Genomic DNA, 12,259 nt, shown 5'->3' with positions numbered 1-12,259 from the left:
TCATTCTGGACCCCGGCGGACCGGCCTTGCCCGGAATTGTCGGACCCGGCGGGTAGCGTGCGCGGGGTGCTGATCGTCTCCACTGTCAACGTCAATGGCCTCCGGGCTGCCGTCAAGAAGGGCTTCGTCGAGTGGCTGGCCGCCACTGAGGCGGATGTCGTCGCGTGCCAGGAAGTGCGGGCCGAGGCCGCGCAGCTGCCCGCGTCCGTCGTCGCGCCGGAGGGGTGGTTCGCCGCGCACGCGCCTTCGGCCGCGAAGGGGCGCAACGGCGTTTCGCTGTACAGCCGGGTCGAGCCGGACGAGGTGCGGACCGGGTTCGGCGAGCCGGAGTTCGAGGACAGCGGCCGGTATCTGGAAATGCACCTGCCCGGCGTGGTGGTGGCGAGCCTGTACCTGCCGAGCGGCGACGTCGGCACCGAGCGGCAGGACGAGAAGGAACGCTTCATGGCCGCGTTCCTGCCGTACCTGGTCGAGCTGCGCGCGAAGGCGGCCGCGGAGGGGCGCGAGGTCGTGGTGGTGGGCGACTGGAACATCGCCTACGACACCGTCGACCTCAAGAACTGGCGTGGCAACCAGAAGAATTCCGGCTTCCTGCCGGAGGAACGCGAGTGGCTCGGCCGCGTCTACGAGGCGGGCTACGTCGACGTCCAGCGCCGTCTCGACCCCGAAGGCCCCGGCCCGTACACGTGGTGGTCCTACCGGGGCAAGGCGTTCGACAACGACTCGGGCTGGCGGATCGACTGCCAGCTGGCGACGCCCGGCCTCGCGGAGAAGGTGAAGTCGGTGGTGGTCGAACGGGCAGAGTCCTACGACCAGCGCTGGTCGGACCACGCGCCGGTCACCGCGACGTACGACGTGCCGTTCCGCGAGTAAGCCCTGATCGTCCTGCTGGTGACCACTGAGTGAAAACCTGCGGAGGGTAGTTCGGCTTTGTGCTGAGGGGTGAGTTTGTCCGGTTCGGCCGGGGCTGAGCACACTGTGCGTGGTTCCGCGCCCGGCGCACGGCGCTGACCACCGACGACACCGAGACAGCAGGGGTGCCCTCGGTTACTCCCCGAGTGGGCGCTAGCCTCGGCACCCGAGTTGATCAGATCCGACAGGTCTTGACACGCTCGGTAGTTTTCTGACCAGTAGCAGGTCGAGGACTCATCCTTACGGGTGAGACGCTCGCTCAGAATAGTCACCTCGCGGGAGGCACTCCGGTGCGCAACCCAGGCCGGTTCGTGACACGGTCCACGCTGGCTTTTGGCCGTCCAGCGCTTCGCTCGTCCGTCGCCCCATCGGTGGTGCCCGGTGCTGGCGCGGCCGAGCGGACCCTGGTCGGCCGCAGCCGTTCCCTAGCGGTCGCGGGCATGCGGGTCCTGACGGTGCTGGCGACGATCCTGGTCACGGCCATGGGCGCGGGTGCGACGGCGTTCGCGGCGGACGGGGTCGTCCGGGCGGAAACGACGTCGACCGGGTTCGGGATGCTCGGTCCGGTCGGGCTGGTCGCGGTGGGCTTCGGCGTCATCGGGATGGCGCTGGGCGTCGTCCGGCAGCGGCGCAAGGCGCGCGCGCAGGCGATCGAGGCGGTGGCTGCCGCCGGGGCCCGGGAAGAGGAGCCGGTCCGGCCGCTGGAACCGGCTCCGGCCGCGCTGAACCTGCGCCAGTCCTAGACGGCTCGCAGGCGGCTGCTCCGGACGAGCCAAGCGGGCTCCGCCACTGCTTCCGCGCTGCCGAATCGACGATCGGCCGCGGCGGTCTGAGTTTCCCACTATCCCCTGACTCCCTCGGGCAATGGCTCCTTCCCGGAAGCAGATACCCGGGCGGGGGCCGTCGAAACGTCCGGTCTGCCCGTCCGCGTCGCCAACCGCGAGGCCCGCGGTGACGCCTCCTTCGCAGCCTGGAAGAATCTCGGCGTGTCCGACGAACAGAACGGGCGCCTGCGGGTGCTTTCCGGGATCCAGCCCACTGCCGACTCCTTCCACCTCGGCAACTACCTCGGTGCCCTGCGCCAATGGGTGCGGCTGCAGGACACCCACGAGACCTTCTACTGCGTCGTCGACCTGCACGCGATCACCGTCGAGCAGGACCCGAAGGTGCTGCTGGAGCGGACGCGACGCTCAGCCGCGCAGCTGCTGGCCATCGGGGTCGACCCGGCGCGCAGCGCGCTGTTCGTGCAGAGCCACGTGCCCGAGCACGCTCAGCTGAGCTGGGTGCTCGAATGCCAGACCGGCTTCGGCGAGGCCGGGCGGATGACCCAGTTCAAGGACAAGGCCGCCAAACAGGGCAGCGACCACGCGAGCGTCGGCCTGTTCACCTACCCGGTGCTGATGGCCGCGGACATCCTGCTCTACCAGACGAACGCGGTGCCGGTCGGCGAGGACCAGCGCCAGCATCTCGAGCTGACTCGCAACCTCGCGCAGCGGTTCAACAGCCGGTTCGGCAAGACGTTCGTCATGCCGGAGCCGTTCATCGTCAAGGACACCGCGAAGATCTACGACCTGCAGGAGCCGACGGCGAAGATGAGCAAGTCGGCGGCGACCGCCAACGGCCTCATCGAACTGCTCGAGGACCCGAAGCGCTCGGCGAAGAAGATCCGTTCCGCGGTCACCGACACCGGCCGCGAGATCCGGTTCGACCGCGAGGAGAAGGCGGGCGTCTCCAACCTGCTCTCGATCTACTCCGCGCTGACCGACCGCACCGTCGCCGACCTCGAAACCGCCTATGAGGGCAAGGGTTACGGCGATCTCAAGAAGGATCTCGCCGAGGTGCTCGTCGACTGGGTCACGCCGCTGCAGGAACGTGTTCAGTCCTATTTGGACGATGTCGCCGAGCTGGACCGGATCCTCGCCGCGGGCGCGCACCGGGCGCGCGAGGTCGCCTCGGCCACGCTCGCGTCGGTCTACGAGCGGATCGGGTTCCTGCCCGCCAGCTGATCGCGACCGGTAACCGGGCGGGCACGCTCGCGTTGCGGCGCCCGGTTGCCGTGGTTAGCGTTTTACGGTGGCGAAAGAGACCGGTGACAAGGAAAAGCTGCTGCCCCGGCTGCGGCGGAAGTACCCGTGGCTGGATCACCTGATCCGCGCCAACGACTCCTTCAACGAAAACTACGGCAACCATTACGCGGCGGCGATCACGTATTTCAGCGTGCTGTCGGTGTTCCCGATCTTCATGGTGGCGTTCGCGGTCGTCGGCATGGTGCTCGGGCACAACGGCGCGGTGATCGACCAGATCACGCACGGGATCGACAGTTCGGTCCCGGAGGGGCTGCGCGGCCTGGTCAAGCAGATCACCGACGCGGCGCTCAAGTCCGGCAGCGGCATCGGGATCTTCGGGCTGTTGCTGGCGGCTTACTCCGGCGTCGGCTGGATGGGCAACCTCCGCGACGCGCTTACCGCGCAGTGGGGGCAGGAGAAGAAGACGGAACCGTTCGTCAACCGGACGATCAAGGACCTGCTGTCGCTGCTCGGGCTCGGGCTCGCGCTGGTCGTGTCGTTCGCGATCACCGCGGCGGGCAGCGGCTTCGGCGAACTGCTGCTGAAACTGGTCGGGCTGGAAGGCCAAGGGTGGGCGAAGTTCCTCCTGCAGCTCGCGACGATCGTGCTCAGCCTGATCGCCAACGCGCTGGTCTTCCTGTGGGTGATCGCCCGGCTGCCGCGGGAGCAGGTCGAGCTGCGCAGCGCGGTCAAGGGCGCGATCATCGCCGCGGTCGGATTCGTGGTCTTGCAGCAGGTGGCGACGGTCTACCTGGCGAGCGTCACGAAGTCCCCGTCGGCAGCGATCTTCGGGCCGGTCATCGGGTTGCTGGTGTTCGCGAACCTGGTGTCGCGGTTCCTGCTGCTGGTGACGGCGTGGACGGCGACCGCACGAGAGAACCAGCGACGCGTGGTCCAGCCGCCTGCTCCGGTGGTGCTGGAGCCCCGGATCACGGTGCAGCACGGGCTGGGGCTCGGCTCCGTGGCGGGCGCGTTCAGTGCTGGCGCGCTGCTGGCCTGGCTAGGCAAACGCAAGAGCTGACACCGAAAAAAGGGCCTCCTTGAGCGAATCAAGGAGGCCCTTTTTTCAATGGCCGCTAAGCGCGGGCGTTGCGCTTGCGCTGATAGCTGATGACGAACCCGGCCACGATGATCAGGAGCACCACCACGGTCAGCACCCAGCCGGTGGTCCCGAACGGGTCCGGCGCCTGTGCCGCCGCGGTGGTCGCGCCCGCCGGCGTGACCTGCTTGTCGGACATCGGGGCGGCGGCGTCGGTGCTCAGCGGCTGGTAGGCGATCTGCCCGACCGGCTGCGCGCCGTTCTTCTCCAGCGCGAAGCCGTAGTCGAGCAGTTTCGCCGCCTGGTCCACCACCTTCGTCGGACGCTGTTCGGCCCGCATCATCACGATCGCGAGGCGGTGCCCGTCGCGTTCCGCGCCGCCGACGTACGTGTGCCGCGCGTCGTCCGTGAAGCCCGTTTTCCCGCCAAGGAAACCGGGATACACCCCGAGCAGCTTGTTGTCGTTGAACACCGGGATCGGCGGTTTCCCGTCGATCGCCGGGATCGTGTACGTCTTCGTCGCGACCGCCTTGGCGAACTCCGGCTGCTTCATCGCGTAGTGGAAGACCAGGCTCAGGTCGTAGGCCGAAGTCGACATGCCCGGTCCGTCGAGGCCCGACGGGGTCGCCGCGCGGGTGTCGGTCGCGCCGATGCGGGTGGCGAGAGCGTTCATCTTGGCGACTGCCGCGTCGACGCCGCCCAGAGCCGTCGCGAAGGCGTGCGCCACGTCGTTGCCCGAGTGCATCAGCAGGCCGTGCAGCAGCTGGTCGACCGTGTAGTGCCCGCCCGCGGCGATGCCGACGCAGGTGCACTCCTGCTCGGCGTCCTCCTTCGTCGGGACGATGACCTGGTCCGGCTTCAGCTCGGTGACCACCACCAGCGCCAGCAGCGTCTTGATCAGCGACGCCGGCCGCTCCCGCGCGTGCGGGTCCTTCGCCGCGACGACCGCGCCGGTGTCGAGATCCTGCAGGACCCACGACGCCGAGGTGTCGCCAGCGGGCAGCGGCGGCGCGCCCGGCGGGAGGATCGGGCCGCAGCCGCCAAGGCGGTCGCCGCCGACCGGCTGAGCGGGCATCGGAAGCGGCGGCGGGACGAGCTGTCCCGGCTTCGGCTTCTCCGAGGTGTCCACCGGCGCCGGCGGCGCGGCGTGCTCGATGCATTGCTCCGCCGCCGCCGGTGCGGCGAGGGCGACGGGCGCGGCGACGGCTACGAGGGCTGCGGCGAGTGTCGCGGCGAACGCTCGCAGCGACCGGGCGAAAGCGGGGTGCACCCACGCAATCTAGCGCCGATGGTCCGGCGGCATACTCGTGACATGCGCATTTCACGAGGTACAGCGATGGCCTTGTTCGCTTTCGGCATCTGGTCCTGGATCATCTGGATCACGTTCGCCAAGAACCTGTGGGCCAGCAACCAGTCGTGGGCGGCCGACGGTTCACCCACCGGGTACTTCATCGTGCACGCGGTGCTGACGGTGGTTTCGTTCGTGCTCGGCACCGCGATCGGGGTGCTCGGCTGGCGCGGCATCCGGGCGACGTCGAAGGAGCGCGCGAACACCTGATCCGGCGAAGCGTCCTTTGGTCGGTGGCGGGGCGCGTCCGGACTGGCTTAGTTTCGGGCGTCCGACCATGGAGGCTGAATGTCCCGTTTACGTCGATTGCTCGTCCCCTTCGCGGTGGCCGGGGTCGCCGCCGGTGCGGTGGCCGTGCCCGCGTCCGCCGCGCCCGCGCCGTCGTGCGACACGACCAGTACGCCCTACACCTACGTCGTGCTCTACCAACCGGGTGAAACACAGCGCTCGGTCGACGCGGAGCTGACCGCCAAATGCGGCAAGCGGATCGCGTACTACCCGGAGATCGGCGTCGCGGTCGCCAGCTCGCGCAACGCGGACTTCGCCGACCGGATCGGGGTGAAGCGGGCGTATTCAGGAGGCAAGGACGTCGCCGCGAAAGCCGCCGCCCGCGCCGGACTTCGCTCGGCGGTCGGGATGCTGGAGCAGACGGAGAGCGTCGCCACCGGTGACGATTTGTCGACTCAGCAATGGGACATGCGGGCGATCCACGCTCCGGAGGCGAACAAGATCAACCCCGGTTCGCGGTCGGTCACCGTCGGAGTGCTGGATTCCGGCATCGACGCCAAACACCCCGCGCTCGCGCACGCGGTAGACCCGCAGTTGTCGACCGGGTGCGTCACCGGCGCTCCGGACGCTTCCGCGTGGACGCCGACGACTTCCGACCACGGCACGCACGTCGCGGGCACCATCGCGGGCAAGGACGCTAAGCGCGGCTTCACCGGCATCGCGCCGGGCGTGCGGCTGGCGTCGGTGAAGGTGGTGAGCGACGGCGGCTACATTTTCCCGGAGTCGGCTGTCTGTGGCTTCGTCTGGGCCGCACAGCACGGTTTCCAGGTGACGAACAACAGCTACTACATCGACCCCGGGATGTTCTACTGCCGCAACGAAGCGGGCGACGCTGCCGCGTACGAAGCCGTACGGCGTGCCGTGACGTACTCGACGCAGCGCGGGACTCTGAATGTCGCTGCGGCGGGCAACTCCGGCTTCGACGTTCGTACGCAGACGGTCGACCCGAACCGTCCACACCAGATTGATTCCTCGTGCGGCATCCTGCCGAAGGCGATCGACGGTGTGGTGACGGTGTCCGCGGTCGGTTACGCCGGGACGAAGGCCTACTACTCCAACTACGGCTCGGTCACCGTCACCGCACCGGGCGGCGATCCCCGGCAGGTTCCGCCTTCCGGCGAGGGCACAGGATGCCCGCTGTCGACGATTTTCAACGGCGCGTACGGGACGAAGTGCGGCACTTCGATGGCCTCACCGCACGTGGCTGGGGTTGCGGCGTTGTTGGCTTCTACGCATCGGAACGCACCGCCGCGCGCTTTGGCGGCTTTGCTTACCGCGAAGGCGGATCCGGTGGCTTGTGATGCGTCGGCGTGCGAGGGGCCGAAGCGGGACAACTCGTATTACGGGCGCGGGCTTGTCAACGCGCTGGACGCGGTTCACTGACGTAGCAACAAAAACGGCCCTCGTCCCGAGTGCTCGGGGCGAGGGCCGCTTTCCTAGCTAAAGATCAGACGCGCTTGAACAGCAGCGCGCGCTTCACTTCCTGGATCGCCTTCGTCACCTGGATGCCGCGCGGGCAGGCGTCGGTGCAGTTGAACGTCGTGCGGCAGCGCCACACGCCTTCGCCGTCGTTCAGGATGTCCAGCCGCTCCTCGGCGCCCTCGTCGCGGGAGTCGAAGATGAAGCGGTGGGCGTTGACGATCGCCGCCGGGCCGAAGTACGAGCCGTCGTTCCAGTACACCGGGCAGGACGACGTGCAGCAGGCGCACAGGATGCACTTGGTGGTGTCGTCGAACCGGTTGCGGTCGGCCTGGGACTGGATCCGCTCGCGGGTCGGCTCGTTGCCGTAGGTGATCAGGTACGGCTTGATCGCCCGGTACGCCTCGAAGAACGGGTCCATGTCGACGTAGAGGTCCTTCAACGTCGTCAGGCCCTTGATCGGGGCGATGGTGATCTCGGTCTTCTTGCCGTTCTTCTCCAGCAGGTCCTTCAACAGCACCTTGCAGGCCAGCCGGTTGATCCCGTTGATCTGCATCGCGTCCGAACCGCACACGCCGTGCGCGCACGAGCGGCGGAAGGCGAACGTGCCGTCGATGTAGTCCTTGACGTAGAACAGCAGGTTCAGCACGCGGTCGGTCGGCTGCGCCGGGACGTCGTAGGTCTCCCAGTGCGGTTCGGAGTCGACCTCCGGGTTGAACCGCAGGATTTTCAGCGCGACCTGGATCGGCGTGTGCTCGTCGGACGCCTTCGAGGAGGGCGCCTCAGGGGTGGCCGTCGTCATCAGTACTTCCGCTCCATCGGTTCGTAGCGGGTGAAGGTGACCGGCTTGTAGTCGAGCCGGATGTCGGCCGACAGCCCCTCGCCCTGCTTGTAGGCCATGGTGTGCCGCATGAAGTTCGTATCGTCGCGGTTCGGGTAGTCCTCGCGGGCGTGGCCGCCGCGGGACTCCTTGCGCGCGATCGCGCCGACGACCAGGACCTCGGCCAGCTCCAGCAGGAAGCCCAGTTCGACAGCCTCGAGCAGGTCGGTGTTGTACCGCTTGCCCTTGTCCGCCACGGTGATCCGCTGGTAGCGCTCCTTGAGCGCCTGGATGTCGGTCAGCGCCTGCTTCAACGTGTCCTCGGTGCGGTACACCGAAGCATGCGAGTCCATCGTCTGCTGCATTTCCTTGCGGATGTCGGCGACGCGCTCGTCGCCGTGCTCCGACAGCAGCAGCTCCAGCTGGTCCTCGACCAGCTGAGTCGGGTTCTCCGGCAGCTCGACGTGGTCGTGCGCCAGCGCGTACTCCGCGGCGGCGATGCCCGCGCGGCGGCCGAACACGTTGATGTCCAGCAGCGAGTTCGTGCCCAGCCGGTTCGAACCGTGCACCGACACGCAGGCCACCTCGCCCGCGGCGTACAGGCCCGGGATGACGTGCTCGTTGTCGCGCAGCGCCTCGCCGTGGACGTTCGTCGGGATGCCGCCCATGACGTAGTGGCACGTCGGGAACACCGGCACCGGCTCCTTGACCGGGTCGACGCCGAGGTAGGTGCGGGAGAACTCGGTGATGTCCGGCAGCTTGGTCTCGAGGACCTCGACCGGGAGGTGGGTCACGTCGAGGACGACGTAGTCCTTGTTCGGCCCGCAGCCGCGGCCCTGCAGCACCTCCTGGACCATCGACCGGGCGACGATGTCGCGCGGCGCGAGGTCCTTGATGGTGGGGGCGTAGCGCTCCATGAACCGCTCGCCGTCGGCGTTGCGGAGGATGCCGCCCTCGCCGCGCACCGCCTCGGAGATCAGGATGCCGAGTCCGGCGAGGCCGGTCGGGTGGAACTGGAAGAACTCCATGTCCTCCAGCGGAAGGCCCTTGCGGAAGATGATGCCGAGGCCGTCGCCGGTGAGGGTGTGCGCGTTCGAGGTGGTCTTGAAGATCTTGCCCGCGCCGCCGGTGGCGAACACGATCGACTTCGCCTGGAACACGTGCAGCTCGCCGGTGGCCAGCTCGTAGGCGACCACGCCGGAGGCGATCGGGTTGCCGTCCTCGCCCTCGGACAGCACCAGGTCGAGCACGTAGAACTCGTTGAAGAACTCGGTGCCGTGCTTGACGCAGTTTTGGTACAGCGTCTGGAGAATCATGTGGCCGGTGCGGTCCGCGGCGTAGCAGGCGCGGCGCACCGCGGCCTTGCCGTGGTCGCGGGTGTGCCCGCCGAACCGGCGCTGGTCGATCTTGCCCTCGGGCGTCCGGTTGAACGGGAGGCCCATCTTCTCCAGGTCGAGGACGGCGTCGATGGCCTCCTTGGCCATGATCTCCGCGGCGTCCTGGTCGACCAGGTAGTCACCGCCCTTGACGGTGTCGAAGGTGTGCCATTCCCAGTTGTCCTCTTCGACGTTCGCCAGCGCGGCGCACATGCCGCCCTGTGCCGCGCCGGTGTGGGACCGGGTCGGGTACAGCTTGGTGAGGACCGCGGTGCGGGCGCGCTGACCGGACTCGATGGCCGCGCGCATGCCGGCGCCGCCCGCGCCGACGATCACCACGTCGTACTTGTGGAACTGCATAGGGAAAGACTCCGCTAGCTAGTGGTGGGTGCGCCCTTAGGAGGCGGGCATCTCGGGGTCGAACGTGAAGATCACCATGGTGCCGACGGCCAGGATGAGCGCCATCGAGACGTAGAGCAGGATCTTCAGCCAGAACCGGGTGGAGTCCTTGCGCGCGTAGTCGTCGATGATCGTGCGCAGGCCGTTGCCGCCGTGGATTTCGGCGAGCCACAGCATCGCGAGGTCCCAGAACTGCCAGAACGGCGAGGCCCAGCGGCCGGCGACGAAGCCCCAGTTGATGCGGTGCACGCCGCCGTCGAGGATGTTCATGATGAACAGGTGGCCCAGCACCAGGATGATCAGCGCGAGCCCGGAAATGCGCATGAACAGCCAGCTGTAGAGCTCGAAGTTGCTGCGCCGGGCGGACGGGCGCCGCGGCGAACGCGGCTTGTCGAGGATCAGAGCGTCGGCCATGGGATCAGGCACCCCCGAAAAGCGTCTCGACGGTGCGCTTCAGCATGAAGAACGCACCCGGAACCATCACGACCACCCACACGACGCCGATGACCCAGAGCATCGTCTTCTGGTACTTCGGGCCCTTGGCCCAGAAGTCGACCAGCAGGACGCGCAGCCCGTTGAGTGCGTGGAACAGCACCGCGCCGACAAGGCCGACCTCGAGCAGGTTCACGATCGGCGTCTTGTACGTCTCGATGACCTGGTCGTAGGTGTTCGGCGACACGCGCACGAGCGCGGTGTCGAGCACGTGCACGAACAGGAAGAAAAAGGTCAGCACGCCGGTGATGCGGTGAAGCACCCAGGACCACATGCCGGGGTCGCCCCGGTAGAAGGTTCCCTGCCGGCGTGAGGCACCCGCCCGATCGCTAGCTCCTGCCCCGCTTTCGGTGGCAGTGCTCGCCGTGGTGGACATCGGTGAACGGCCTCCAACGTCATGACTGTCGTGCCCGGGTGACCGGTGAGGTCCGCACCCGCGGCCGGGGTCGGTCCACTGGGGACAACTCCGGCGACGGTGCCGAGATCAGGGGCCATCGAGCGTGGATGCAGAGGATGCTAGACCCGACCCCAACGCGCGGCTCATCTCCGGGTTCCTCTCTGTGACAGACCAGACACCGGTGACCACGGCAGACCACTCGGACGTGTGGTCTGGAGCACGTCGAAGACGTCTGTGCGAGGAGTTCAGAGGGACTCTGAGTCCGCCAGAGTTCCCTCGCGGGCTCTTCGGGACCACGGTGAGTGAGCGGGGGCGGCCGGGCGGGGCCTGTTGATCACGGTCGGCGCCGGAATGGTCGCGGATCGAGCCTCCGAGTAAACGTTTGTGTTACGTAGCGTGCCGTTCCTATGGCGGTTACCCGGCGGTTGGGTACGGTCTGCCAGTTGAGCCCGGCGACCGTGACCGGGCCGTTCCTGGATCGTCCGCTGGATCAGCGGGGAGGGAGACACACGTTGCGTCGCATGCGTGGAACCGCGCTGGCCGCCGCGACCATGGCCGGGGTGCTTGCTCTGGCCGGGTGCGCGAAGGACACCGGGGGAAGCAACAACAACGCGTCCGGTTCGGACGGCAATTCGGGCTCCAACTGCATCACCGCCCCGAAGCCGCCCGCCGCGCCTGCCGCCGCCACGAGCAGCAGCGCCGCCTCGGGCAAGGTCGACGGCAGCAAGCTCAAGGTCGGCCTGGCCTTCGACGTCGGCGGTCGCGGTGACGCTTCCTTCAACGACGCGGCCGCCGCGGGAACCGACCGGGCGAAGTCCGACCTCGGCGTCCCGACGGTCAACGAGAGCACCGCGAGCGCGAGCGAGAGCGAAGCCGCCAAGCAGCAGCGGCTCGAGCAGATGGCGCAGCAGGGCCTGAACCCGATCGTCGCGGTCGGATTCGCGTACGCGCAGTCGGTGAAGGCCGTCGCCACCAAGTACCCGAACACCAAGTTCGCGATCGTCGACGACGACTCGATCAGCCTGCCGAACGTCACGCCGCTGGTCTTCGCCGAGGAGCAGGGCTCGTTCCTGGCCGGCGTCGCCGCCGCGTACAAGAGCAAGAAGTGCCACGTCGGCTTCGTCGGCGGCGTGAACACCCCGCTGATCCAGAAGTTCGAGGCGGGCTTCCTGCAGGGCGCGAAGGCCGTTTCGAGCAAGATCAAGATCGAGGACGAGTACCTGACGCCGGCCGGCGACTTCTCCGGCTTCCAGGACCCGCCGAAGGGCAACGCGAAGGCGGCGGCCGAGATCTCCCGCGGCGCGGACGTGGTCTACCACGCGGCAGGCGCCTCCGGTAAGGGCGTGTTCGACGCGGCGAAGCAGAACAACGCGCTGGCCATCGGCGTCGACTCCGACCAGTACAACCAGAAGACCGTCGCCGCCGACAAGGACATCATCATCACCTCGATGATCAAGCGCGTCGACGTCGCGGTCTTCGAGTACCTGCAGGCCGTCGCGAAGGGCGACCTGAGCACGGTGCCGAAGCGCTTCGACCTCAAGTCCGACGGTGTCGGCTACTCCACCTCCGGTGGCAAGGTCGACGACATCAAGGACGTGCTCGACGGGTACAAGGCCCAGATCGTCTCCGGCGCCATCACGGTCTCGGACAAGCCGGCCAAGTAACGCTCACGACGCGGCAGGGCTCGGAAGGAATCCTCCTTC

At 67.9% G+C, this 12,259-nt stretch carries 12 protein-coding genes; 7 read left to right on the top strand and 5 right to left on the bottom strand.

Going from position 1 to position 12,259, the window contains the following annotated elements; all coding sequences use genetic code 11:
* The first annotated feature begins 57 nt into the window (after positions 1-57).
* The 4 genes from ACZ63D_RS08730 to yhjD all read left to right on the top strand — a co-directional run bounded on the left by ACZ63D_RS08730 (position 58) and on the right by yhjD (position 3,999).
* A complete protein-coding gene (locus ACZ63D_RS08730) occupies positions 58-873 on the top strand; it encodes an exodeoxyribonuclease III (protein WP_465353641.1) in 816 nt (271 codons plus the stop codon).
* Positions 874-1,352: 479 nt separating this feature from the next.
* Positions 1,353-1,655, top strand: a complete 303-nt coding sequence (locus ACZ63D_RS08725; RefSeq protein ID WP_465353640.1) for a hypothetical protein — start codon at positions 1,353-1,355, stop codon at positions 1,653-1,655.
* A 243-nt stretch (positions 1,656-1,898) separates the two neighbouring features.
* Positions 1,899-2,918: a tryptophan--tRNA ligase gene (gene trpS, locus ACZ63D_RS08720; protein ID WP_465353639.1), complete on the top strand. Its 1,020-nt coding sequence runs from the start codon at positions 1,899-1,901 to the stop codon at positions 2,916-2,918.
* A 67-nt stretch (positions 2,919-2,985) separates the two neighbouring features.
* Positions 2,986-3,999: an inner membrane protein YhjD gene (yhjD, locus tag ACZ63D_RS08715; protein WP_465353638.1), complete on the top strand. Its 1,014-nt coding sequence runs from the start codon at positions 2,986-2,988 to the stop codon at positions 3,997-3,999.
* Positions 4,000-4,054: 55 nt separating this feature from the next.
* Here the strand turns inward: yhjD and ACZ63D_RS08710 are convergent, their stop codons facing one another.
* Positions 4,055-5,287 (bottom strand): D-alanyl-D-alanine carboxypeptidase family protein, encoded by a 1,233-nt coding sequence (locus ACZ63D_RS08710; protein WP_465353637.1) that lies wholly within the window; start codon positions 5,285-5,287, stop codon positions 4,055-4,057.
* 42 nt (positions 5,288-5,329) lie between these two features.
* Between ACZ63D_RS08710 and ACZ63D_RS08705 the strand changes: the two genes are divergently transcribed.
* Entirely contained in the window at positions 5,330-5,575 is a 246-nt protein-coding gene (locus tag ACZ63D_RS08705; protein WP_093575906.1) for an SCO4848 family membrane protein, read from the top strand.
* Positions 5,576-5,653: 78 nt separating this feature from the next.
* Positions 5,654-7,036, top strand: a complete 1,383-nt coding sequence (locus ACZ63D_RS08700) for a S8 family peptidase (RefSeq protein ID WP_465353636.1) — start codon at positions 5,654-5,656, stop codon at positions 7,034-7,036.
* 64 nt (positions 7,037-7,100) lie between these two features.
* Here the strand turns inward: ACZ63D_RS08700 and ACZ63D_RS08695 are convergent, their stop codons facing one another.
* Genes ACZ63D_RS08695 through sdhC form a run of 4 tightly spaced genes read right to left on the bottom strand, consistent with a single transcriptional unit; the run spans position 7,101 to position 10,535 of the window.
* Positions 7,101-7,874, bottom strand: coding sequence for a succinate dehydrogenase iron-sulfur subunit (locus ACZ63D_RS08695; protein WP_465353635.1), 774 nt, complete (start codon positions 7,872-7,874; stop codon positions 7,101-7,103).
* Complete coding sequence (gene sdhA, locus ACZ63D_RS08690) at positions 7,874-9,628, bottom strand: succinate dehydrogenase flavoprotein subunit (protein WP_465353634.1); 1,755 nt, start codon at positions 9,626-9,628, stop codon at positions 7,874-7,876. Before sdhA ends, ACZ63D_RS08695 begins: the two co-directional genes overlap by 1 nt.
* A 36-nt stretch (positions 9,629-9,664) precedes the next feature.
* Positions 9,665-10,081 carry a succinate dehydrogenase hydrophobic membrane anchor subunit gene (locus tag ACZ63D_RS08685; protein WP_037712346.1) on the bottom strand — a complete coding sequence of 139 codons (417 nt, stop codon included), beginning with the start codon at positions 10,079-10,081 and terminating at the stop codon, positions 9,665-9,667.
* 4 nt (positions 10,082-10,085) lie between these two features.
* Positions 10,086-10,535 (bottom strand): succinate dehydrogenase, cytochrome b556 subunit, encoded by a 450-nt coding sequence (gene sdhC / locus ACZ63D_RS08680; RefSeq protein WP_078870582.1) that lies wholly within the window; start codon positions 10,533-10,535, stop codon positions 10,086-10,088.
* 542 nt (positions 10,536-11,077) lie between these two features.
* Between sdhC and ACZ63D_RS08675 the strand changes: the two genes are divergently transcribed.
* Positions 11,078-12,220: a BMP family lipoprotein gene (locus ACZ63D_RS08675; RefSeq protein ID WP_465353633.1), complete on the top strand. Its 1,143-nt coding sequence runs from the start codon at positions 11,078-11,080 to the stop codon at positions 12,218-12,220.
* The last annotated feature ends 39 nt before the right edge of the window (positions 12,221-12,259 follow it).

It is taken from the genome of Amycolatopsis sp. NPDC104775, from assembly GCF_055583325.1.
Note: the sequence above shows the minus strand (reverse complement) of the source record. Positions and strands in the feature narration are given on the sequence as shown.